21 protein-coding genes are annotated in these 23,178 nt (G+C 64.6%); 9 read left to right on the top strand and 12 right to left on the bottom strand.

Annotated elements, in window-relative coordinates; translation table 11 throughout:
* Positions 1-134 precede the first annotated feature (134 nt).
* Positions 135-2,483 (top strand): DUF6600 domain-containing protein, encoded by a 2,349-nt coding sequence (locus tag ABI546_RS05110; protein WP_348044753.1) that lies wholly within the window; start codon positions 135-137, stop codon positions 2,481-2,483.
* Between the two features lie 118 nt (positions 2,484-2,601).
* Here ABI546_RS05110 and ABI546_RS05105 read toward each other — a convergent pair whose 3' ends face one another.
* The gene (locus tag ABI546_RS05105; RefSeq protein WP_348044751.1) at positions 2,602-3,612 is read right to left on the bottom strand and encodes a helix-turn-helix domain-containing protein; all 1,011 of its coding nucleotides are present in this window, start codon (positions 3,610-3,612) and stop codon (positions 2,602-2,604) included.
* A gap of 121 nt (positions 3,613-3,733) precedes the next feature.
* On the opposite strand from ABI546_RS05105, the gene ABI546_RS05100 reads away from it, so the two are divergent.
* Complete coding sequence (locus tag ABI546_RS05100; protein WP_348044749.1) at positions 3,734-4,384, top strand: cysteine hydrolase family protein; 651 nt, start codon at positions 3,734-3,736, stop codon at positions 4,382-4,384.
* 23 nt (positions 4,385-4,407) lie between these two features.
* Here the strand turns inward: ABI546_RS05100 and ABI546_RS05095 are convergent, their stop codons facing one another.
* The 5 genes from ABI546_RS05095 to ABI546_RS05075 all read right to left on the bottom strand — a co-directional run bounded on the left by ABI546_RS05095 (position 4,408) and on the right by ABI546_RS05075 (position 11,072).
* Positions 4,408-5,274, bottom strand: coding sequence for a transglutaminase family protein (locus tag ABI546_RS05095; RefSeq protein WP_348044747.1), 867 nt, complete (start codon positions 5,272-5,274; stop codon positions 4,408-4,410).
* 346 nt (positions 5,275-5,620) lie between these two features.
* Positions 5,621-7,066, bottom strand: a complete 1,446-nt coding sequence (dbpA, locus tag ABI546_RS05090) for an ATP-dependent RNA helicase DbpA (protein ID WP_348044745.1) — start codon at positions 7,064-7,066, stop codon at positions 5,621-5,623.
* A gap of 33 nt (positions 7,067-7,099) precedes the next feature.
* Positions 7,100-9,007 carry a CocE/NonD family hydrolase gene (locus ABI546_RS05085; protein ID WP_348044743.1) on the bottom strand — a complete coding sequence of 636 codons (1,908 nt, stop codon included), beginning with the start codon at positions 9,005-9,007 and terminating at the stop codon, positions 7,100-7,102.
* Positions 9,008-9,018: 11 nt separating this feature from the next.
* The gene (locus tag ABI546_RS05080) at positions 9,019-9,990 is read right to left on the bottom strand and encodes a tripartite tricarboxylate transporter substrate binding protein (RefSeq protein ID WP_348044741.1); all 972 of its coding nucleotides are present in this window, start codon (positions 9,988-9,990) and stop codon (positions 9,019-9,021) included.
* Between the two features lie 74 nt (positions 9,991-10,064).
* Positions 10,065-11,072, bottom strand: coding sequence for a porin (locus ABI546_RS05075; RefSeq protein ID WP_348044739.1), 1,008 nt, complete (start codon positions 11,070-11,072; stop codon positions 10,065-10,067).
* Here ABI546_RS05075 and ABI546_RS05070 point away from each other — a divergent pair.
* Both ABI546_RS05070 and ABI546_RS05065 read left to right on the top strand, forming a co-directional pair.
* Positions 11,071-11,283: a hypothetical protein gene (locus tag ABI546_RS05070; RefSeq protein ID WP_348044737.1), complete on the top strand. Its 213-nt coding sequence runs from the start codon at positions 11,071-11,073 to the stop codon at positions 11,281-11,283. The genes ABI546_RS05075 and ABI546_RS05070 overlap by 2 nt on opposite strands.
* Positions 11,284-11,318: 35 nt before the next feature.
* Positions 11,319-12,239 (top strand): LysR family transcriptional regulator, encoded by a 921-nt coding sequence (locus ABI546_RS05065; protein ID WP_348044735.1) that lies wholly within the window; start codon positions 11,319-11,321, stop codon positions 12,237-12,239.
* A gap of 7 nt (positions 12,240-12,246) precedes the next feature.
* Here the strand turns inward: ABI546_RS05065 and ABI546_RS05060 are convergent, their stop codons facing one another.
* Together ABI546_RS05060 and ABI546_RS05055 are read right to left on the bottom strand one after the other, a co-directional pair.
* Entirely contained in the window at positions 12,247-13,032 is a 786-nt protein-coding gene (locus ABI546_RS05060; protein ID WP_348044733.1) for a crotonase/enoyl-CoA hydratase family protein, read from the bottom strand.
* Positions 13,026-13,301, bottom strand: a complete 276-nt coding sequence (locus tag ABI546_RS05055; RefSeq protein ID WP_348044731.1) for a DUF2917 domain-containing protein — start codon at positions 13,299-13,301, stop codon at positions 13,026-13,028. Before ABI546_RS05055 ends, ABI546_RS05060 begins: the two co-directional genes overlap by 7 nt.
* A gap of 95 nt (positions 13,302-13,396) precedes the next feature.
* Between ABI546_RS05055 and ABI546_RS05050 the strand changes: the two genes are divergently transcribed.
* Positions 13,397-14,320 (top strand): LysR substrate-binding domain-containing protein, encoded by a 924-nt coding sequence (locus ABI546_RS05050; protein WP_348044729.1) that lies wholly within the window; start codon positions 13,397-13,399, stop codon positions 14,318-14,320.
* A gap of 19 nt (positions 14,321-14,339) precedes the next feature.
* On the opposite strand, the gene ABI546_RS05045 is transcribed toward ABI546_RS05050, so the two are convergent.
* Positions 14,340-15,302, bottom strand: coding sequence for a pyridoxamine 5'-phosphate oxidase family protein (locus ABI546_RS05045; RefSeq protein WP_348044727.1), 963 nt, complete (start codon positions 15,300-15,302; stop codon positions 14,340-14,342).
* Positions 15,299-15,952, bottom strand: a complete 654-nt coding sequence (locus ABI546_RS05040) for a glutathione S-transferase (RefSeq protein WP_348044725.1) — start codon at positions 15,950-15,952, stop codon at positions 15,299-15,301. Before ABI546_RS05040 ends, ABI546_RS05045 begins: the two co-directional genes overlap by 4 nt.
* Before the next feature lie 145 nt (positions 15,953-16,097).
* Between ABI546_RS05040 and ABI546_RS05035 the strand changes: the two genes are divergently transcribed.
* Both ABI546_RS05035 and gorA read left to right on the top strand, forming a co-directional pair.
* Positions 16,098-16,988: a LysR family transcriptional regulator gene (locus ABI546_RS05035; RefSeq protein WP_348044723.1), complete on the top strand. Its 891-nt coding sequence runs from the start codon at positions 16,098-16,100 to the stop codon at positions 16,986-16,988.
* A 45-nt stretch (positions 16,989-17,033) separates the two neighbouring features.
* Entirely contained in the window at positions 17,034-18,410 is a 1,377-nt protein-coding gene (gene gorA, locus ABI546_RS05030; protein WP_348044721.1) for a glutathione-disulfide reductase, read from the top strand.
* Positions 18,411-18,485: 75 nt separating this feature from the next.
* Here the strand turns inward: gorA and ABI546_RS05025 are convergent, their stop codons facing one another.
* Positions 18,486-19,484: an FHA domain-containing protein gene (locus tag ABI546_RS05025; protein WP_348044719.1), complete on the bottom strand. Its 999-nt coding sequence runs from the start codon at positions 19,482-19,484 to the stop codon at positions 18,486-18,488.
* Entirely contained in the window at positions 19,481-20,836 is a 1,356-nt protein-coding gene (locus tag ABI546_RS05020; RefSeq protein WP_348044717.1) for a serine protease, read from the bottom strand. The genes ABI546_RS05025 and ABI546_RS05020 overlap by 4 nt, the downstream gene beginning before the upstream one ends.
* 111 nt (positions 20,837-20,947) lie before the next feature.
* On the opposite strand from ABI546_RS05020, the gene ABI546_RS05015 reads away from it, so the two are divergent.
* Both ABI546_RS05015 and ddpX read left to right on the top strand, forming a co-directional pair.
* A complete protein-coding gene (locus tag ABI546_RS05015; RefSeq protein WP_348044715.1) occupies positions 20,948-22,447 on the top strand; it encodes an AMP nucleosidase in 1,500 nt (499 codons plus the stop codon).
* 85 nt (positions 22,448-22,532) lie between these two features.
* Positions 22,533-23,114, top strand: coding sequence for a D-alanyl-D-alanine dipeptidase (gene ddpX / locus ABI546_RS05010; protein WP_348044713.1), 582 nt, complete (start codon positions 22,533-22,535; stop codon positions 23,112-23,114).
* The last annotated feature ends 64 nt before the right edge of the window (positions 23,115-23,178 follow it).

Genomic DNA, 23,178 nt, shown 5'->3' with positions numbered 1-23,178 from the left:
TGTTAGCACTCCATCCATCTTCAAGCACGTTGTACTGGGTAAGGTCCCCTTATCGGGCCACGACGGGGCAAGCACCAAGAGCCTTCCCGTCTCCCACCCATCCATGTCCGCAGGACAGGAAGAGAGTGTTCAACATGACTGCATCCGGCCCCAGCCACCACCTTTCCACCTTTCGGCCCTCGCACCTTTACTGGTACATCATGGTGCTGGCCTTTGCATTTTTTCTGTCGCTGCTGCAGCCCGTGACCTGGGCCCAGGAGCCGGCGCCGCAAGGCGCCCAGCTGGACCCACCCGGGCGGGTTGCGCGGCTGAACCTGGCCGAAGGCGCCGTGAGTGTCGCGCCCGCCGACAACGGCGACCCAACCGCCGCACCGGCCTGGACCCCTGCCGTGCTGAACCGGCCACTGACATCCGGCGACAGGCTGTGGACAGGGCCTGGCGCCCGTTCAGAGTTGTATGTGGGCTCCACTGCGCTGCGCATGAACAGCCAGACCAGCCTCGACTTGCTGGCGCTGGACGACAACAACGCCCAGCTGCGCCTGGCGCAGGGAACGCTCAAGTTGCGCGTCAGAAGCCTGTACGAAGGCCAGCGCCTGGAGATCGACACACCCAACCTCGCCTTTGTGGTCTCGCAGCCCGGTGACTACCGGCTCGATGTGGACCCCGTGGCCAACACCACACGCGTGGTGGCGCAGTCCGGCGGCGGCACGATCTACGGCGACAACGTTGCGCCTGTCGCACTGGCAAGCCGACAGCAGGCCAACTACACGGGCACACAACTCACGCCGGCCGGCCCCGGCGCCGCGCTGCAAGACAGCTTTGACAAGTGGGCGGCCGACCGCGACCGGCGCGAGGACCAATCAGTTTCCGCGCGTTACGTGCCGCGTGAAACCGTGGGCTACCAGCAGCTTGATGCTTACGGCACCTGGAACCAGGACCCCGGCTTCGGCGCCGTCTGGATTCCGCATGCTGTGCCCGCCAATTGGGCGCCCTACCGCGCCGGCCACTGGGCCTGGGTTTCACCCTGGGGCTGGACCTGGGTTGACGACGCGCCCTGGGGGTTTGCGCCATTTCACTATGGCCGTTGGGCACAAATTGGGCCGCGCTGGGCCTGGGTGCCGGGCCGGCTGGCACCGCGCCCCACGTACGCGCCCGCCCTGGTCGCTTTCGTGGGTGGCAGCAGCGGCGGCGTGAACTGGAACATTTCCATCGGCGGCGCCCCGCGGCCCGGCGTGGGCTGGTTTCCGCTGGCGCCTGGTGAAGCGTTCCGCCCCGCCTATCGTGTGAGCCCGCGCTACGTCACGCAGGTAAACCACAACATTGTGGTCAACAACACAGTCAATGTGACCAACGTTTACCGCTACCAGCGCCAGCCCGCAGCCGTAACGGCGGTGAGCCGCGACGACTTCATGCGCGGCCGGCCGGTGCACGGCCAGCAGCTCCGCCTCAGCAATGCCGACCTGAACCGCGCACCGCTCGTGGCGGACCGCAGCGCCCTGCCGCAGCGTCCCGCCGCGACCGAGTTGCGTGAGCAACAGCGCCCTATCGCCGCAGCTGCGTTGCCACCGCCGGCCGTGACGGCCAGGCCCGTGGTCAGCAGCCGCGATGAGCGCCGGGAAAATCGTCAGGAAGACCGGCGCGACGGTCGGCCTGACGGCCGCGATGCGCCGCGGGCCGACAGGCGCGACGCACCGGTGACGGGCAGGGCTGATGCGCACCGCGACGACCCACGCGCCGCGCCTTTTCCCGCCAGGGGCCTGGCCGTGCCATCGCCCACTCCCGCCGCTCCCGCCACCGCAGGCCCCGTACCACGTCCGCCTCAGGCGCAAGACCGCCCCGCGCTCCAAGCTGGCCCACCTGCGCAACGCCCGCCCCAGGAGGCCACCCACGACCCACGGCGCCAGCAGCCACCGTCCGCTGCGGAAGAGTCCATTGGACAGCGCGCCCTGCGCGAGCAGGCCCAGAAGGACGCGCAGGCCCGGGCTGAAGCGCGCACGCAGGCGGCCAACGCCGAAGCCCGCACGTCCACCGACCGCCATGCTGCGGAACAGGCCCAGCGCATCCAGCAGCAAGCCCAGCGTGAGCAGCAACGCCAGCAACAGGCGCAGCGCGAACAACTGCAAGGCCCGCAGCTGGAACAACAGCGCCGTCAGGGCGAAGAGCCGATAGGCCAGCGGGCCCTGCGCGAACAGGCGCAACGCGAGCAGGAGAACGCTCGTCAGCAGCAGGCCGCGCAAAGGCAGCAGCATTCGCAACAACAACAACAGCAGCAGCAACGCGCCCAGCAAGATCAGCAGCGCCAGGCGCAGGCCCAAGCCCACCTCCAGGAGCAGCAGCAACGTCAACAGCAGCAGGCGCAACGTGAGGCAGCCCAGCGCAGCCGGGACGCCAACCCTGAAAAACCCGTCACCCGGCAGGCGGACGCCGCCAACCCACGCGGTCCGCGCGGCGAAGGTGCGCCCGCCCGTAACCGCGAGCAATAGGGCTGCGTTTTCTCCACCCGAACGGAAAAGGCCCCAGCCAGACGCGCGCCGGAGTTGCTATATTTTTCATAGCTGCTTGCGCTCGTCGTGATTTGGCTGCAGGCCTTTTCTTTCAAATTCAGCCGCCGCGGAACTCCCGCCGGTACATTGACGGCGAGGTTCCGAGCGTTGCGGCGAAGTGCTGCCGCAGCGACACCGCCGAGCCGAAACCCGCATCCAGGGCGATCTGGTCCATTGAGCGGCTGGTGGACTCGAGTTGCCGCTGCGCCAGCGCCAGACGTTGGCTGGTCAGCCACTGCCCCACTGTTGTACCGGTGATCTGCCGGAAGTGCCGGGTGAACGTGCGCCGGCTCATCAGGGCGCGCGCCGCCAGCGTATCCAGGCTGTGGGACTGGCGCAGGTTTTCCTGCACCCAGGCCAGGATGGCCGACAGGCGGTGGTCGGAGCCAGTGGCCGGTAACGGTTGTTCCACATACTGCGCTTGACCGCCCTGCCGCTGCGGCGCCACCACCATGCGGCGCGCCACGCGGTTGGCGGCTTCAGCGCCGAAGTCCCTGCGCAGCAAATGCAGGCAGCAGTCAATGCCCGCGGCCGTGCCCGCCGACGTGAGCACATCGCCGTCGTCCACATACAGCACATCAGGCTGCAGCCTGACCTGCGGATAACGCGCGGCAAAAGCCGCCGCCAGCGCCCAGTGCGTGGCAGCGGGCCGCCCATCCAGCAAGCCGGCCTCGGCCAGTACAAAGGCCCCCAGGCACAAGCCGACGATCCGCGCGCCGCGCTTATGCGCCGCTCGTAGGGCTTTCAGCAGCGCTTCCGGCGGCCGCTCCATTGGGTCGCGCCATGACGGCACGATCACGGTTTGCGCCTTGGCCAACACGCCCAACCCGTGCTCCACGGCGATGGTGAAGCCAGCGGTGGTACGCAGGCTGCCCGGCTTTTCAGCGCACACCAGCAATTTGAAGCTGGGAAGGTCAGGCCCCGAAAAATCACTGCCAAACACCATGCAGGGCACAGAGAGATGAAACGGGCTGATGCCGTCAAACGCCACGACCGCAACGGTACTGGGGCGGGCCGCGGTACGTGGCCTGCCGGCCGGCGGTGTCGGTAAGATCGGTTTTTTGGACATGACCCAATTCTATCGAATATTGTCAATTGGGCCACTTTCAGGAAAATTCCGCCCGCCCAATAATCACCTCATCAGCACCCGTTGATCCCGAGATTTAGCAACAACCCGCAGGAGTAAACACATGGCCAATCAAAACCCAAAGCCCGCAGCAGCACCACGCCGCGCCCTCGTCGTCATTGACGTGCAAAAAGAATATTTCAGCGGCGGCGGCCTCCTCATCGAATACCCCCCCGTAGAGAAAACGCTGCCCAACATCGGCCGCGCGATGGACGCAGCCCGCGCGGCAGGTATTCCGGTGGTGGTGGTGCAGCACAGCGAGTCACCCGCCGCACAGCTGTTTGCCAAAGGCTCGGCCGCCTGGGAACTGCACGAGACCGTGGGGAGCCGCCCGCGCGACCACTACATCGAGAAAGCCTGGCCCAATGTTTACACCGGCACGGACTTCGCTGCGTGGCTGGAAAAAAACCGCATCGACACCCTGACGGTGATCGGGTACATGACGCACAACTGCGATGCTTCCACGATTTTTGAAGCCACGCACCGCGGCCTGCATGTGGAGTTTTTGCAGGACGCCACCGGCGCCATTCCATATGCCAACGACGCCGGCGTGGCCAGCGCGGAAGAAATCCACCGCATATTCAGTGTGGTGTTTCACACGCGCTTTGCCGCTGTGGGTTCTACCGACGCATGGATCGCTGCCGTTCAGGAGGGGCAGGTGCTGCAGAAGGACAACATCCTGGCGTCCAACCGTGCGGCCATTGCAGCCAGGTAAACAGGTAACGCTTGCGGCGGCCTTCAGAGGCCGTCGGTCGAGAGCGCATGGCTCACGTGCTGCGGCACGACCAGCTGCCCATAGCCATCGGGCACGGCCTGGATGTGAATGACGGGTGCGCTGGACGTGACGCTGCCGAACAGCATGGCAAAGGCTGCGTCGGCGGCATCGCGGCCGGTGGCAAACCGCACAAAACCCATGGGGATGGCGGTGCCGGACGGATCGAACATGTACCAGCGGTGACCAAGGTAAACCTCGACATACGCGTGGAAATCTGTCGGGCCGAGCGCGGGGTCGGCACCGTAGTCAATGCCGGTGGCAAAGCGCGCCGGCAGGTTGACGGCACGGCACAGCGCGATCATCAGGTGCGCGAAGTCGCGGCACACGCCGACGCGCTCCACCACCGTGTCGATGGCGGAAGTGCTGCCGTGCGAGCTGTTGGATTCAAAACTCACGCGCTGCTGCACCCACTGGCAAATGGCCTGCGCCCGGCTGTAGCCCTGCGGCAAATGGCCGAACTCATTGGAGGCAAGCTTCTGCAGCCGGTCGGACTGGCAGTAGCGGCTCGGGTAAATGTAAGGCAGCACTGCGCCGGGAAGCTGGCAAACCGGTACTTCGCCCAGCTCACCGGGCGCCGCCGTGTAGTGATAGATATCGACCGTGGCTTCATAAAGCACGCTCAGCGGGCCGGGCTGGGCCTGCAGCCGCAGGTATCGGTTCCGGCTCGCCGGATCGGTGTCGATGGTGAACGGCACCGGCTGGCTGACCTGCAGGTTTTCGGTCTGCACGATCTGCTGCTGCGTGTGCGCGGCATGGATGTTGAAGATGAAGTCGCCGCCCGGAGGCGCAACGTCGTATTGAAGTTCGACGGAAAACTGGAGCCTGACCATGGGTTCTTTCTTTGGCGGTTGCGAAAATGCGGGCCGGAGACAAGCCGGTCGGCACGCGGGCGCGTCAATCTATCAAGTGAAGACGCTCAGCGTGAGCGCTCGCCGCTGGCGGCGGGCGTGCAAAGGCGCGCTGATCTGTGTACCCGTCATTGTGGGCCTTCTCAAGCCGGCCGCCGGCAGTTTGCGGCTTTGACGCCCAGCAGTAACACGCGGCGTCCGGCTTGCCGGTGGCATGGGCGCCTACACGGAGCGCCGTAGGCGGTGGATCACCCGCGTTGCTATGGATTTAATAGCTGGTTGCGCCCGTTCCATATGGGCTGGAGGCCGATTTGACCTCTAAATCGGCTTAACGGCCCTCGGGCTCGTCATCCAGCAGCCGCACTTTCACGCTCTTGCCTTTGACCCGCCCGGTCGACAGTTTATGCAGAGCCTCGGCAGCAATGGCGCGGTCTACCGCGACGTAGGTGGAGAACTCGTTGACGTTGATCTTGCCGACCTGCTCACGGGTAAAGCCGGCCTCGCCGGTCAGCGCGCCCAGCACGTCACCGGCGCGGATTTTCTCTTTGCGGCCGCCGACGATTTGGAGCGTGACCATGGGCGGCAGCAGCGGCTCATTGCTGGCCGGCGTGAGTTCCGTCAGCTTATGCCACTCGGACTCGGCCTTCTGCAGCACCTCGATTTTTCCGACGTAACCCATCTCGTCCATGCTGGCCAGGCTGATGGCCCAGCCTTCCTCGTCGGCACGGCCGGTGCGGCCGATGCGGTGAATGTGCACTTCGGCATCCGGCGTGACGTCGACGTTGATGACCATCGCAAGCTGCGCAATGTCCAGGCCGCGCGCAGCCACGTCGGTGGCCACCAGCACGGAACAGCTGCGGTTGGAGAACTGCACCAGCACCTGGTCGCGCTCGCGTTGTTCCAATTCGCCGAAAAGCGCCAACGCGCTGAAACCCTGGTCCTGCAGATAGGACACCAGTGCGCGGCACTGCGACTTGGTGTTGCAGAACGCCAGCGTGCTGGCCGGACGGAAGTGACGCAGCACTTGCGCAACAGCGCCCAGGCGGGCTTCGTCATGGTCGCTGTCGGGCACCTGGTACCAGCGCTGCTGGATCTTGGTCTTTTCATGCTGCGCCTGAACCGTGATGGTTTGCGGCGCTTTCATGAACTGCTGGCTGAGCTTGGCAATGCCTTCCGGGTAAGTCGCCGAAAACAGCAGCGTCTGGCGCTCTTTCGGGCACTGCTTGGCCACCGTGACGATATCTTCGAAAAAGCCCATGTCCAGCATGCGGTCGGCTTCGTCCAGCACCAGGGTGTTCATCGCTTCCAGGTTCAGGTGGCCACGCCCGAGATGGTCCATGATGCGGCCAGGTGTGCCCACCACAATGTGGGCGCCGTTTTCCAGGCTCGCCGTCTGGTTGCGCAGCGGCACACCGCCACACAGCACGACGACCTTGATGTTTTCTTCAGCGCGCGCCAGACGGCGGATTTCAGTGGCCACCTGGTCGGCCAGCTCGCGCGTGGGGCACAGCACCATGGCCTGCACCGCAAAGCGCCGCACATTGAGGTTGGCCAGCAAGGGAATGGCGAAGGCCGCGGTCTTGCCGCTGCCGGTTTTGGCCTGCGCGATCAGGTCTTTGCCCAGCAAAGCCACGGGCAGGCTGGCGGCCTGGATGGGGGTCATGCTGAGGTAGCCCAGCTGCTGCAGGTTGGCCAGCATCGCCGGGTTCAGCGAAAGGGTGTTGAAGTCAGTGCTTGCTGCGCCGGACGTCGGCGTCTTGGGAAGGGTACTCATGCCTCGATTATCGGCGCATGATGCCCAGGGCCCTCAGGCACCGGCTCGCGGCACGATGGGCAGCAGCAATTGCGACGGGTATTGCGCCGACAGATGCACCCGATTGACGGCTGCCTGCCTGCGCTGTGAACGGCCTTCAGGCTCGCCTGTGTTGGGGTTCACATCGAAGCGCGGGAAGTTGCTGCTGGAGATGTCCAGGCGGATGCGATGCCCCTTCTTGAAAAAGTTGGAGGTGGGCATGGGTTCGATGGTGATCTCAGCCACTTCGCCAGGCGCCAGCGGTTCGGGGTTTTCCCAGGACCGCCGGTAACGGCAGCGAAGGATGCCGTCGGTGAGATTCATGGCGTAGCCCTGCGGGTAGTCGGCGTTGGGCGGATGCACGTCGATCAGCTTGGCGGTGAAGTCGGTATCCGGCGCGCTCGAGGAAATCCACAGCGTGACGACGACCGGGCCCGTCACTTCCACGTCGTCTTCGAGCGGAGAAGTTTGGAACACCAGAACGTCCGGCCGTGCGGCAAGCGGCAGGTAAGGAGGCCGGGCACCGAAAACCCCTTGATGCGCGCGCTGGTCATAGGCGCCGGCCGTCATCAAGGGCTCACCCGACGTGATGGAGCCGCCGATGGTGGGCACCGGGTGCGCCGGATCGAAATCAAACGCCAGCACGCGCTCCCGCATCGGGGTTTGCGTTTGCAGGGTGCCTTCGGCCTGCAGGTAATAGGGCCGGAACTCGGTGCCGGGGATCGGCCAGTCGGTGGCCTTGCACCAGCGGCCGCCATGGTCAAGCCGCCCGCTCGCCGTGCGCCGCCCCGAGCCGCCGCCCATGCGGAAATAGCGCACAGCCGGATCGTCCGCAGCGCCGGGGGCCTGGCCCTTGAGCCAACGGTCGAACCAGGCCAGGCGAAAGGCCAGGTGATCCTCGGCCAGCGTTCCATCGAGCGTTGCCTGCGGACCAAAATCGACGTCGCCCGCGAAAGTCACGCTGCGCTCGCCGTGGGTCCACGGCCCGAGCACCAGGCGCGCCAAGCCATTTTTGCGACGCGAAATACCGAGGTAGTTGTCCGTGGTGGTCTGCGCATAAGGGTCCCACCATCCGCACATCAGCAATGTGGGAATTCCGTCAAAGCTGTCGTAATGCCCGGCGGCGTAGAGCTCGGGCTGGCGCCAGTAGGCGTCGAAGCAGCCGCGCTCCCACTGCTCAAACAGGTAGTTCTCGTATTCGGGCACCCATTTGAGCGGCGAATGCCCACGCTTCCAGGGCATGGCGGTGAACCAGGCGGCGATGTCCTCGGCGGCCAGCGCCGCCCGGATGACTGGATCGCGCTGCGCGGGGCCGGTTCGCTGAGCGTTGGTGTGTGCCCAGGTCGCCTGCTTGAGCTCAAAAGCGCCGCCATGGCGAATGCCGCCGCGGTAGGCATTGGCAAAACCGCCGGCTTCCAGGAACATCGCCGCGAGGCCCGGCGGGCGCTGGCTCACCAGCGCGGTCTGCGTGTGCGCCGCGTAGGACAGGCCCATCGTGCCGATGCGGCCATTGCACCAGGGCTGCGCGGCAACCCAGGCCACCGTGTCACGGCCGTCGTTGGCCTCGCCCAGGTATTTGGTGAAGACGCCTTCCGAGGCAAAACGCCCCCGGCAGTCCTGCAAGACCACGGCATAGCCACAGCGCGCGAACCTCGCTGCCACCTCGGCGCGATAGACGGCACGCGGATCGCGCGCCGTGCGCTCACGGACGGTTTCGTTGCTTTTGCCATAGGGCGTGCGCTCCACCAGCACCGGGAAGGGGCCGGGCAAGGCCCGGCCATCGCGAGCCGGCAGGTACACATCCGTCGCCAGCTGTATGCCATCGCGCATCGCCACCATGACATCGCTCTGGGTTGCCACCTCGTGCGCCGGTGCCGCCGAAGCGTTGGGGGCTGCTTCCGGCCATTGCGTCAAATTTTTCATGTCGCGCCCGGCTAGTCGATCTTGAGCTTGCGCTCGGCGATCAGTTTGGTCCAGCGTGCGGTGTCTTCCCGGATGTAGCGGGCCAGGTCCTGCGCACTGCCGGATGCCGGCTCGCTACCCTGCGCCACCAGTTGCCTGGCCACTTCGGGGTCGCGCAGTGCCCGCTGCAAGTCCGTGCTGACCTTATCGACTAGGGCGGCCGGCGTGCGGGCCGGCGCAAACAGGCCGTACCAGATGTCGTACTCAAAACCCGGCACGCCCGCCTCGGCCATGGTGGGAAGCTGCGGCAGCAATACGGAGCGCCTGGGGCTGGCCACGGCCAGAGCTGTGAGCTTGCCGGTGGTGATTTGATGGGCCACACTGGGCACCGCGTTGATTCCCAGCTGGACATGCCCGCCCACCAGTTCAGTGACGGAGGGCGCGGCCCCTTTGTAAGGCACATGGACCATCTCGGTCCCCGTCATCGCCAGGAACATCTCCATCGCCAGGTGGTTGGGGCCGCCCGTGCCGCTGGAGCTGTAATTGAGTTGGCCGGGCCTGCTTTTTGCCAGCGCGATGAGTTCCTTGACGGATTTCACGCCGACCGAGGGATGGGTGGTCAGCACCGGGGTGTTGGTCAGCACCTTGCCCACGGGCACAAAATCCCGGGCGGGGTTGTAGGGCAGCTTGCTCATCAAAAGCGGCGTGGTCACGATGCCGGAGCCGGCGCCCAGCAGCAAGGTGTAGCCGTCCGCCGGGGCTGTTGCAGCGACCTGCATGCCCGGAACGCCCGGACGGTTGTCGATGACGACCGGCTGCCCCCAGTACTCGGAGAGCTTGCGCGCAACCACGCGCATGGCGTTATCAGCCGCGGCCCCCGCCGGGAACGGGATGATGATGCGCACGGGCTTGTCGGGATAGCCGGCGGCCTTGGCGGCAGGCGCCGCGGCCAGGCTGGCCAAGGTGAAGCAAGCAGTGGTCAACAGAAAGAGGCGTCTGCTCATGAAAGTATTCTCCGGGAGATGAGACGGGAAGAGAAGGGTGAGAGAAGAAAGGAGAAGGGCCAATCGGCCCGTGATCAGAAATCGTGACGGATGCCGGCACCCACGGAGCGGATGGACGCGTTGGCCTTGCTGGAATCGACACCGTCCCGGTCATAGAAGGCCTGCAGGTCGGTGCGCTTGGACAGCGCGTAGGTATACGCCAGTTGCTGGCGCCTGCGAACGCCGGCCGGTGAGGCCTGCACATCCCGCCGCAGCAGGTTCAGCACCAGGGCATGGGCGCCCTGGCTGTATTTGGCGCCCGCGATCCAGTAATTCACTTGGCGGCGCGTGAGCGCGGTGTTCTGGTACTTGTCTTGCCCGGCCAGCACATAGGGTTCGATCGCGCCAAAGTCATAGCGCACACCGGCTTGCCATTTGCTGGAAAACTCGTTGGCCAGCAAGCCGGACGGCCGCGTGTCTTTGCCGAACCCGATCCCGGCCTTCAGCGGCCCGGTGGCGTAGTTGAGCCCCAGGTCCAATGATTTGGAGCCATCCTCGACATCGGGCGTGGCCACCGCGCCGCGCAGGTAGTAACGGGCCCGGAAGTCAAAGCCCGCCACATTGGGACTGGCGTAACCCACTGCGTTGGAGGTGCGATTGCGCGCATTCAGCATCGACGTTCCGATCGCGGTGGCGCCGGCATCGTTTGCGGCGAAACTGGTGATGGCCGTCACCTGCGAATACAGCGGCGAGCCGGTCGGGTTGACGGAGTCCAGGCGACCCAGCGCCACGGCGCCCCAGCCGCCGCGCAGCCCCACATAGCTGTTGCGGTAGGCCGGGACGGTGGCGGCCCCGGTGTCCGCATCAATCCCCATTTCCATCCCGAACAAGGCCGCCAGACCGCCCCCAAGGTCTTCGGCGCCACGGATACCCACGCGCGACGCGTTGTCACGCATTTCCGTCACTTCTCCCGCGGAGGCGGCTTTGGTGCTGTTGAGGGTCAGGCGTATCTGTCCATAGACCTGGTTCTGGCCGGCCGCAGGCACAGCGGCCGCGGCGAGCATGAGGCCGCCGAGAAGGATCGCGCACGCATGAAGGTTCATGAAAAAAATCTCCCGTCAGTGGTATGAAAATTCAGCAGAGGGCTGCTGGGACGGGATTCTGGTGCGCAGGTTCCAGACCCGCAACGCTATGATGAAACCGCATCGGGCTATGCAATTGACGAAGAAGTTGCGGTGCGCCCGACAGCGCAATAGCATGGTCTGGACAGCACGGAAGAACGCGAACAAAGAGCACGAACGGATGAACGGATGACCGGTAACAGTCAATCTCCAATCGAGTCCCACGCCATGAATTTCAAGCAACTCGAAGTTTTCCAGGCGGTCATGGCCTCAGGCTCAACCACGGGTGCGGCGCAGCGGCTGGACCTGTCGCAGTCGGCGGTCAGCCGCCTGCTGGCCCAGTTTGAAGAAGACCTCGGTCTGCGCCTGTTCGTGCGTGAAAAAGGACGGCTGGTTCCCACGGGCGAAGCCGAGGCCTTGCTTCAGGACGCGCAGGGACTGGTCGACGCCGCACAATGCTTTCGCCGCCACACCGAACAGCTGCGCCTGGGCGGATTCAACCGGCAGTTGCTGAAAGTGGCGGTGCCCGGCACCCTGTCCCAGCAGCTCATGCCCTCCGTGGTGGACAGCTTTGTGCGCCGGCATCCCGGCGTGGTGCTCGAGGTGCTGTCGGGCTCCTATTCCGACGCGGAGCGGGCCGTGCTGAGCCGCGAAGCCGACATGGGACTGGTCAGGTTGCCGGTGGAGATGGCGGGCCTGCGGGCGACGGCCTGCCTGGAAGCAGAGGCCGTCTGCATCATGCCCCGCGGGCACCCCCTGGAAAAACTGGAAACCGTCGGCGTGCTCGACCTGGTTGATGTTTCGCTGGTCCTGTTGGGCCGCCAGCGCATGATCCGCCACGAGATTGACATGGCCTTCCGGCAGGCACGTGTGATGCCGCGCATAGGCGCCGAGGTGCACTCGGTGGGGGTGGCCTGCGCTTTTGTGGCGCAGGGCCTGGGGGTGTCCATCGTCAACGCGCTGCTGGCCAGCTATTGCCGCGAGATGAATTTCAGCAGCCGGCCGTTCCGTCCCCGCATTGCCTACCAGCTGGGCATCGCTTCGCTGGAGAAGTCGCCGCTGTCCGCGTTGGGCGAGGCATTCTCACGGCACCTGGTTGACGCCATCATGGCGGCGGTGCGGCCCGAGGACTGCACACGCCGGATATAAACGCATTTCAGCGGTGGACAAACACCGGCAGGCGCTTCTCGACAAAAGCAACCGTTCCCTCCCTCGCATCCAGCGAGGCTGCCGCGATCATGAACTGCGCCGCCTCGATGGCCAGGCCTTCGTCGATAGAAACATTGAGACCACGCGTGACAGCGCGCAAAGAGGCCGTCACGGCCACGGCCGAGTTGGCCGCAATCAAATCCGCCATTTGCAGGCAGGCCGGCAGCAGCTCATGGGCCGGCACCACCTGGTTGATCAAGCCGATCAGCAGGGCTTCCTCGGCACTGATGGCCCCACCGGTCAGGATCATTTCATTGGCGCGTTTGCGGCCGATATGGCGCGGCAGGCGCTGCGTGCCGCCAAAGGGCGGCGGAAAACCCAGGCGGATTTCGGGCTTGGCGAAGCTGGCGTGTTCCGCCGCGATCGCCAGACTGCAGGCTTCCATGGTTTCGCAGCCGCCGCCGTAGGCGATGCCGTTGACGGCCGCGATGATGGGCTTGGGGTAGTTTTCAATCCGCCGCGTCATGGCCTGGCCGCGCATGACGAAGTTGCGGTACGCCGCTTCGGGGGAGGCAGCGATGTCGGGCGCGAAACCCGCGATGTCGGCTCCGGCGCTGAAGGCTTTTTCGCCCTGCCCCGTCAGCACCAGGCAGCGCACGCTGTCGTCGCGCTCCAGGGCATTCAGCCTGTCCATCAGTTCGTCGATCAACCCATAGCTCAGCGCGTTGAGTTTTTCAGGGCGGTTCAGGGTAAGCACCACATGTTGGCCATGGCGTTCGGTTTCTATCAGCATGCGGTCTCCAGGGGGTTTCGAGAAGTGGTGTCGAGGAATAACGATGACAGGACGCCGCAACCGCGCGGGGCTCCCACAAAATAGGTCGCGGCTTGCGGCGTGACAAAGGACTGGCCGCTCTCCAGCACCACGTCGCTGTTCCGAAGCCCAGCCAGCGCATCGCTGGTGATCCAGAGGCAGCCAGCGGTGCAGGCCAGGACCTGGCCGCGCGGCAAGCGCAGGGGTTGGGGGATGGGCCCGAGTTTGAGCGGGGTTTGCAGGGCATGCATGGCGGACTCCTTGGAAAGTGTGGTTTGATTCTTCTTTGGATCCGGCCCGCGCGGCCGGATGGTTTGTCATCAGGGGTATTCCCACCGTTCATGCCATGCTGAGCCCTTCCTCCTCCCACGCGCTGCGCGCCATGTCACTGGACGCGATACGCGGTTTTGAATCCGCGGCGCGGCACTTGAGCTTTACCGCCGCAGCCGAGGAGCTGTGCATCACCCAGTCTGCGGTCAGCAAGCAGGTCAAGAGCCTGGAAGACGCGCTAGGTTCGGCGCTGTTCCTTCGCGGCGGCAAGGGCCTGAGCCTTACGCCCCAGGGTCGCGAGCTGTATGACGCGGCGCGAGCGGCGCTGGGTCAACTGGCCTCGGCCGTGGGCAGCCTGCTGGCGGTCGACAGGGTTTCGGTGGCGGTCACCACCACGCCCTCCTTCGCCGCGCTGTGGCTCGCGCCCAAACTCGCGAAGTTCCAGCAGCTGGAGCCGGCCATCGACGTGCGCGTCGATGCCTCCGAAGACCGGGTCAACCTGGAACGCGAGGGCATGGACCTGGCCGTGCGGCTGTACCCTGTACTGCCGGGTGGCGAAGATCCAGCGCCCCTGCTGCAGGAGCAAGCCTTGCTGGTGGCGGCGCCGGCCGTCGCGGCAGGCATCAGCGCCGCCGTCGACATATTGCGCACACCGCTGCTGGTCTACTACGACCCGGCCACGCGCTTTCCGTGGATGTCGTGGCCCGATTGGTACGAACGGCTGGACCTCAAACAATCGACCCAGCAGCCATGCCTCTATTTTTCGCAGTACGAGCATGTATTGACCGCCGCCGTGCAAGGCGCCGGCATCGCCATCGGGCGCACGCCACTGGTGCTGCCACTGCTCCGGAGCGGCCAGCTCAAGGTGGTTTTGCCGGGCCAGACGGTAGCGGGTCTGGGTTACCGCATCGTCACATCGGCCCTTGGCGAACAGCGGCCGGCGGTGCAGAAGTTCCGCGCATGGCTGGAACGCGAACTGGCACTCGAAGCCATCGGCTGATCCCCAACCGGCCCAACACTCAGACCCAGGTGCCTGTGGCTTCCAGCACGGGAGAAAGCTCTGCCTCACCCCATCGCAAAGGCAGGGAGGCTTCTACGCGGCGCATCGATTGCACCTTGAAGCGCATCAGGCGCTGCGCGCCGGCGAACGACTGCACCTCCGGGCCTTCCCAGACGATATCGGCGGTGACGGCCAGATACAGCAGGTCGCCATTGTCAAAGTCGATGAACAACAACCCGGCGCGCGGGTTCACGACAAGGTTGCCCAGCGTGTTGAAGAAATAGTTGCCGACGAAGTCTGGCACGGTCAGTGTGCCGTCGTCCTCCACGCGCACAAAACCGGGCTTGCCGCCGCGGTGCGACACGTCCACACCGCCGGCGCGGCCGGCCCCTTCACCGCCATCTTCGCCGTGGCCTTCATAGGCTGTAGCAATGAAGAGCGTGTCGGCCAACTCAATCATGCGGCGCGCCTCGCCGTCGAGTTGAGCCGATTCGTGGATAACCGGTTTGAACGAACGCGGTTGGTCGACATAAACAGGCTCACGCGCCTGGATGTACTTGGGGCAGTTGCCAAAACTCTGACTCAATTCCACGGCAAAGCCCGAAGCATTCCTGTTTCGAACCACGCCGTTCATGCGGTTGCGCCGGCGCGTGTGCGGCTCGATGCCCAGCAGACCTATGGCCGCGCCGTCCACCAGTGTGTGCTGCAGAGGGTCACCGGCCAACGGCTGAGCCTGCAGCCGCAGCTGGCGCGCATCCGGCGAACGGATAAAGCCCGGCGGCTGGGCCAGCACTGAGGCCCAGGGTTGGCCAGCGTCATCCACCGTGCCGGCAATGATGAACGGCAACTGTTCGAAAAATTCGCGGTGCTGGTCCGGCATGAAGTAGCGTATCGCGCGCGGACCGACCTGCTCCATCCGGTCGCGCACGCCCACGCGTAACTGCACGGCGCGCTCGCCCTCATGGAAGGTGGGCGCGCTCACGCGGCAAGCCCCACCGCCGACCTGACCATGGGCACGAATCCTGGCAACGCCTCAATCCGCGCCAGCCAGCCGCGCAGCTGCGGGTAGGCCTCCAGCGACACCTTGCCTTCGGGCGCGCGCGCGGCGTAGCTGTAATTGGCAATATCGGCCAGCGTGGGCACATGGCCCGCCAGGAAGGGGGATTTCTCAAGGTGTTTGTCCATCACGGCAAACAGGGCGTGCGCACGCTCAATGGTTTCGGGGCTTTCCGGCCTTTTAAACAGCTGGTTGACGCGCGCCGCGGCCGGCCCAAACGCCAGCTGGCCGGCAGCCACCGACAGCCAACGCTGCACAGCGGCGGCGCCCAGCGGCTCTTGCGGCATCCACTGGCTGGCGTCGGCGGCATAACGGCCATTGAGGTACACCAGGATGGCATTGGAGTCCGCCAGCGTGATGTCCCCGTCCTGGATCACCGGTACCTGGCCAAACGCATTCATCGCCAGGTACGACGGTGTTTTATGTTCGCGAGTGGCAAGGTCGATCTCGATCCGCTCAAACGGCAGGCCCAGAAGTGAAAGAAACAACTCCACGCGGTGGGAGTGACCCGAGACCGCGACGCGGTAGAGGCGAATCGGCTGGGCAGGTTTGGACGCAAGGCGCAATGGGCTCATGGTTGTCTTCGTTCAGGATTCAGGCCGGAAATCGACCTGCTGGAATGAATTCTGTTTGATCCGTTAATTTCAATAAATGCCGCAAGTGATATTTGACTAATCCATTTATCGGACTAATCATCGCAACAGGCGTAGCATGTCGGCCATGGACAAACTCAGGGCGATGCAGGCTTTCATTCACATTGCAGAACAAGGCAGCCTGACGGCCGCAGCGCAGGTCATGGAGTCGTCATTGCCGGCTATGGTGCGCATGCTGGCCGGTTTTGAAGCTCAGCTCGGTGTGCGCCTGTTTAACCGGACCACCCGGCGGATTTCCCTGACCGAAGAGGGCCGGCGCCATCTCGAGAGTTGCCGGCAGGTGCTGGCAGCACTCGCGGATGCAGAGGCGGCGCTGACAGCCGACGCTGCCGAACCCGCCGGCCACCTGACCATTACCGCGCCCATGCTGTTCGGGCAGATGCATGTGGCGCCCGCCGTCACGCGGTTTGTCCAGCATCACGACAAGATGCGGTGCTCCATGGTGCTGATGGACCGCGTGGTCAATTTGCTGGAAGAAGGCATCGACGTGGGCATTCGCATTGGCGAGCCGGAGGACTCCAGCCTGGTGGCGCAAAACGTCGGGTACATCCGGCGCCTGGTGGTGGCCAGCCCTGCCTGGCTGCGGCGGCATGGCACGCCGCAGCACCCGCGCGAGCTTCTCAACGCCAATTGCGTGCGCGTCACCGACCATGCCCCCACGTGGGGGCCGTTCAATGTCCAGGGCCGGCAGCTGCGCCTGGCGGTCAGTGGTAATCTGGAGTTCAACCAGATTGCGCCGGCCGTGGCGGCGTGCGCAGCGGGGGCGGGCCTGGGTTCGTTTTTCTCCTACCAGGTAGCGCCGTTTTTGCAGACAAAACAATTGCGCGTCGTGCTGGAAGAGTTCGAGCCACCGCCCCGGCCCATCAATGTGGTCTACCCGCATGCGAGGCTGCTGCCCATGCGCACCCGGGTGTTCATCGAGTGGATCAAACACGAATTGCGGGAATTCCGGCCATGACATCTTCGCAGCGGGCGCTGACAGAACATCCATTGAAAGAAGCGAATGCAGACTTTTGACTTTGACCTTTTTGTGATTGGCGGCGGCAGCGGCGGCGTGCGCGCTGCGCGTATGTCGGCCCAGCGCGGCGCGCGCGTCGGGCTGGCCGAGTTTGCGGCCATGGGCGGCACCTGCGTGAACGTGGGCTGCATTCCCAAAAAACTCTACAGCTATGCCGCACACTATGCGGACAGCTTTGAAGAATCACATGGCTTCGGCTGGGTCGGCAAAGCCCCGGTATTTGACTGGGACCTGCTCAAGGCCAATCGCGCCCGCGAAATTTCACGGTTGAACGGTATTTACGTACAGTTGCTTGAAAGCGCCGGCGTGAAGATCATCAACGGCTGGGCGCGGTTGCTGGATGCCCACACTGTCGAGGTCGATGGGCAGAAGTTCACGGCCAAAAACATTCTGGTGGCGACCGGCGGCACCGCCACCGTACCGGACGTTCCCGGGCGCGAGCATGTGGTTACCTCCGACCACATGTTTGACCTCAGCCCTTTCCCCAGGCGCCTGCTGGTGGTAGGCGGCGGCTACATCGCCTGCGAGTTCGCCTCGATCTTCAACGGGCTCGGCTCCCAGGTCACGCAGGTCCATCGGCGCGACAAACTGCTGACAGGTTTTGACGATGATGTTCGCCGCTTTGTTGCGGCCGAGATGAGCAAAACCGGCGTCCAGCTGAAACTGGGCGCCGAGATCGCCGCCATCCACAAAACCGGCGAGGGGCTGCAAGTCGAACTCATGGGAGGCGGTGAGCGCATTGAAGTCGACACGGTGCTGTACGCCACCGGCCGGATTCCCAATGCCAGCGGCGTCGGCCTGGAGGCCGCAGGCGTGGCGGTGAATGCCGCCGGGGCGATTCAGGTGGACAGGCATTACCAGACCTCGGTGCCGTCGATCTACGCGCTGGGCGATGTGACGGCACGCATTCAGCTCACCCCCGTGGCGCTGGGCGAAGCCATGGTGGTGGTGGACCAGCTGTTTGGCCCCGCCGCAGGCAAGAAGCCGCGCAATATGAGCTATGAGTTTGTCCCCACCGCAGTGTTTACCCACCCGAACATCGGCACCGTGGGCTATTCGGAAGCCGATGCCCGCGAAAAATTCGGCAAGGTCACGGTGTTTCGCGCCGACTTCAAGGCACTCAAACACACACTGAGCGGGAGCACTGAACGCACCTTGATGAAGTTGCTGGTGGAAGACGCCACCGACCGCGTGGTGGGCCTGCACATGGTGGGGCCGGACGCCGGCGAAATCGTGCAGGGCTTTGCCGTGGCCATGAAGGCCGGCGCGACCAAAGCCATTTTTGACAGCACCATCGGCATTCACCCCACGGTGGCGGAAGAGTTTGTCACCATGCGCGAGCCCGTCAGCGCCAGCACCTGATTCAGGCTGCCGGTCTCAAGGGGGAAGCGCGCTCGCAAGCAGCGCGCCGCACCCGTCGAAGCGGCCATGAAAATACTATTCGGCGTCCGGATCTTCGGGGGTGTCCGAATCGGGTTCGCGGTCTTTCAGGCGCACATCGAGGCGCTGGCGCAGCGCGCCGGCCTCGCCGAGGAATTGCGCCAGGGGCACTGCCGGCGCCATGCGCAAGGAAGGCGGGTACAGGGTGGACATGTAGAGCTTGTTCGACAGCCGCTTGTTTTGCAGCCAGTTGGTGCCCAGCATGGCCACAATGCCCAACACCGCGATGCCCGCCACCAGCCCTGCCAATCCACGGCGGCGCTGGGGAACGATCACCGAGAGGTGCACATAAATGGCCGCAGCCGCGCCCAGCAGCATCAGCGGGACTTCAAAGCGCGAAAGGCTTTCCAGCGAAAACATGAAAGCCAGCAAGCCGGACAGCGTGGCCGCCAACTGTATGGCCACCGAGCTGGCACAGGCAATGCGGACGTGCCGCCAGAACTGGAGGTGGCCGGTAAAAAGCTTGGTGGCCAGGGCCCACAGGCCTGCCCACACGGAGACCGCCATCGCCACCGCGGCCACCAGCCCCGGCAGTTGCCGTGCCAGCTGGGAAGGCTCGGTCAGGGTCAGCCACGACTGCCCCACCACCAACGCCAGCATGGCGGCTACAGCCAGCAAGGTCCAGCCGGTGGTTCGCCAGGGGAAATGAGGCAAGCGCTCTTCCGTGGCCACCGGCGCTTCTGCCAGACGCAGTCCCAGCTTCAAGCGGCCCAGGGTCAGGGCTTCACCGTCGGGCCAGTTGAACTCGGTGTTGCGGCCATGCCGGGCCCGGTTCAGCGCGACACCATTGACCGTATCAAGCACCTGCACCACCACAACGCCGTCAGGCGAGCGGTCTATGCGCAAGTGTTCAGCCGCCACGTGGCTGTCGTCCAGCACCAGGTCGGCGGTGAGAGACCGACCGACCGTTACGGGCCAGTGCTTGACTTCAAGGCGGCCTGCCAGCGCGCCGGTACGGTCGATGGCCTGAAGCAGGCCCAGGTTGCCGGCGCTCATGGTGCGGCCTCCCATTTAAAGCCGCTAAGGTAATGCGCGACCAGCTTGAGGCCGTTGTCAAAACTCACGCCTTGCGCGTCCATGCGGCCCTGTACGCCGCGGGTGGACTGGTTGACGGACATGGTGAGCACCGACACGTCATAGAGACCCGGCAGCTTGCGGTAGGCGCTCATGCACACCACGGCGCGCATGGGCATGCCGCCCGTGTCGACGAAGCGTTCGGAGCATTCGGCGGCCGTGGCCTTGCGCGAGCCGCGGGTGGAGAAGTATTCATTGCCGAAGCTTTGCGAATACATGACGGCAAAGCGCAACGGGCCCAGCTTGGGTGCGTCATAGGCTTCGTAGCGCAGGCGGATGTAGCCGGTATTGAAGTCACCGGCAAACACGTGGCTGTCAATCTGGCAATCGGTTCGCTCCAGGTCAAAGGCCTTGAAGTCGGGCTCGCGCCCGCGGCCCCAGCAACGGGCCAGTGAATCCTCAGGCACAGGCACGCTGTAGCCGCCATGCTTTTGCGGCGTGAGCGGAGCGGCGGTGAACTTTTGCGTCAGCAGTGTCTGGTGCTCGCCAAGCTGCCGCGCCACTTCAGCATGCGCCGGCTTGGTGATCGGCTTGGCCGACGCCGCTTTCGCCAGCAGGGCCTGCGCGAACTCGGCGGGAATGAGAAAACTGAGCAGCTCGCCGTCGAGGCGCTTGGAGACGTTCACGCCGACCACCTGGCCCGCATCGTCCAGTGCCGGGCCGCCGCTCATGCCGGGGTTCAGGGCGCCGCCAAAAAAGATGCGCGGATAAAAGCTGCGCTGTACCAGGCCGTTGTAAGTGCCTTCAGTGACGGCAAAGCCGATGTCCAGCGGGTTGCCCAGCGAGTAAATGCGTTCGCCGCGTGCCAGGGGCCGGTCCGCGCCGCGAAATGCCAGCTGCGGCATCGCGCTGGTGGGCACCTTCACGCGCAGCAGTGCCAGATCATTGCGGACATCAAAGGCCAGAAGCTCTACCTCGGCCTCCTTGCCGTCCACCGGCACATACACGCCGCGGTAGCGCTCGGGCTCCAGCGCCAATTGGCTGGCCACGTGGAAATTGGTGATGATGAGCCCGTTCGCCGAGACAAAAAATCCTGAGCCCACGCTGGCCTGGGTGTTGGAGTTGCGCAGCAGCGTGCGGATCTGCACCAGTTTGTCGCGCGTGGTTTCATAGGCGCGCTGGGCGTCGCGGGAAATCTGGGCCGGGGCGGCTGCCGGCGCCTGCGGTGCGCGGCCCGGCGCGGGGGCTTGCGCCTGGGCAACCTGCAGGCACAGGGCGCCCAGCAAGCCGGCCGCCAGCGCGCACAGGTGTCCCGAGAGTTTGTGGTGGTTCATCCGGGCATTCTAGGGTGTGGCGGTTGCTTGCCGCACAATGATGTTGACGCCATACGGTGCTACGCTTTGAAGCATGTCACCGGCTTTACCTCCATAACAACCAGGCTTTCCATGCCCTATCTGCCGCCTTTTATTGCCCCGACCCGCTACCGCGACCCGGCTACCGCACTGACGCAGGTCCGCGCCATCTACGACCAGCAGATTTCCCATCTGCGCGACGCCATGCAGCGTTATGTGGCCGGCGAAACACTGCCCGGCCATGTGCGCGCGTGCTATCCCTTCGTGCGCATTCATACCGACACGGTGGCCCGGGCTATTCTGGAAACGCCTGACATCTCGCAACTGAGTTTTGGTTTTGTGGCCGGCCCCGGCCGCTTTGAAACCACCCTGACGCGCCCCGACCTGTACGGCAACTATTACCTCGAACAGTTTCGCCTGCTAATGCAGAACCACGATGTCGAACTCGAAATAGGCACCAGCACGCAGCCCATACCGATCCACTTTTCGTTTGCGGAAAACGACCACATTGAAGGCAGCATGACGGCGGAGCGCCGCCTGCTGATGCGCGATGTTTTCGACCTGCCGGACCTCGCCTCGATGGACGACGGCATCGCCAATGGCACTTACGAGCCCCTGCCCGGCGAGCCGCAGCCGCTGTCGCTGTTCACGGCGGCGCGCGTCGACTATTCGCTGCAACGCTTGCGCCATTACACGGGCACGTCACCGCACTGGTTTCAGAATTTCGTGCTGTTCACCAACTACCAGTTTTATATCGACGAGTTTGTGCGCCTGGGCCACGAAGCCATGGCCGACCCCGACAGCGGGTACGTGGCCTTCGTCGAACCCGGCAACGTGGTGACACGGCGCGTCGGCCTGCCTGCCGTGGCAGGGGATGAACTGGGTGTGCAGCCGCCCCGCCTGCCGCAAATGCCGGGCTACCACCTGCTGCGCGCCGACCGCAGCGGCATCACCATGGTCAATATCGGCGTAGGCCCGGCCAATGCCAAGAACATCACCGACCACATCGCGGTGCTGCGCCCGCACGCATGGATCATGCTGGGCCACTGCGCGGGCCTGCGCAACAGCCAGCAGCTGGGCGACTACGTGCTGGCCCACGGCTACGTGCGCGAAGACCATGTGCTCGACGAAGAGCTGCCGCTGTGGGTGCCCATTCCAGCGTTGGCCGAGATTCAGGTGGCGCTGGAAAAAGCCGTGGCCGACGTGACCCACGCGGAAGGCCCCGACCTCAAGCGCATCATGCGCACCGGCACGGTGGCCTCTACCGACAACCGCAACTGGGAACTGCTGCCCGGCAACCAGCCGCAGCGCCGCTTCAGCCAGAGCCGCGCCGTCGCGCTCGACATGGAAAGCGCCACCATTGCCGCCAACGGTTTTCGTTTTCGCGTGCCCTACGGCACCCTGCTGTGCGTGAGCGACAAGCCGCTGCACGGCGAGATCAAGTTGCCCGGCATGGCCAACCACTTTTACCGCGAGCGCGTCGACCAGCACCTGCGCATCGGCATACGCGCCATCGAGCTGCTGCGCGCCGAAGGCATCACCCAGCTGCACAGCCGCAAACTGCGCAGTTTTTCGGAAGTGGCGTTTCAGTAGGTCCGTCTTTTGCTATATCTTTGATAGCTGCTTGCGCCCATCCCTCTTGGCCTGCAGCCGTAGTTCTTATCAATACAATCTACCCATGGAAAACCTCTCACCGCTCGTTCCCATCACCGAAGCAAGCCACGGCGTGGTGATCGACCTGATCTATGCAGGCACGAATAATTTCACCGGCCAGGTGATTTATGACAGCGCTCTGTGTTTTTTGCATCCGCTGGCGGACGCCGGCTTGTGCAAGGCCATTGCAGCCGCGAAAAGCATGGGGTTTCAGCTCAAGATTTTCGACGCCTTCCGGCCGCAGGAAGCGCAGGAGGCACTGTGGGCGGTGGCGCCCAACCCCGCCTACATTGCGGATCCGGCCAAGGGCTCCAACCACACGCGCGGCGTGGCGCTTGATGTCACGCTGCTGGCGCCGGACGGGCAGGAACTGGACATGGGCACGCCGGTCGACACGATGAGCAGCGCGTCGCACCATTTTCATGCAACGCACCCTGTTTCGATTCAGCTCAACCGGATGAAGCTGCTGACCATCATGCTGGAGGCCGGCTTTGTGCACCACCCCAACGAATGGTGGCACTACCAGTTGCCGGATGCCCGGCAGTTTCCATTAATTGACAGCCATGCTTTCATGCGCTGCAAGTCAGCGCAGGCGACACCGGCCTGACAACCCTAGTAGACTGAATCCGTGAAATTCACTGTCACTCGTCTGCCCCTCGCCGCAGCATGCG

It is taken from the genome of Polaromonas sp., from assembly GCF_039932935.1.
Lineage (GTDB): Bacteria > Pseudomonadota > Gammaproteobacteria > Burkholderiales > Burkholderiaceae_C > Polaromonas.
This window is presented reverse-complemented; position numbering and strand designations above follow the sequence as displayed.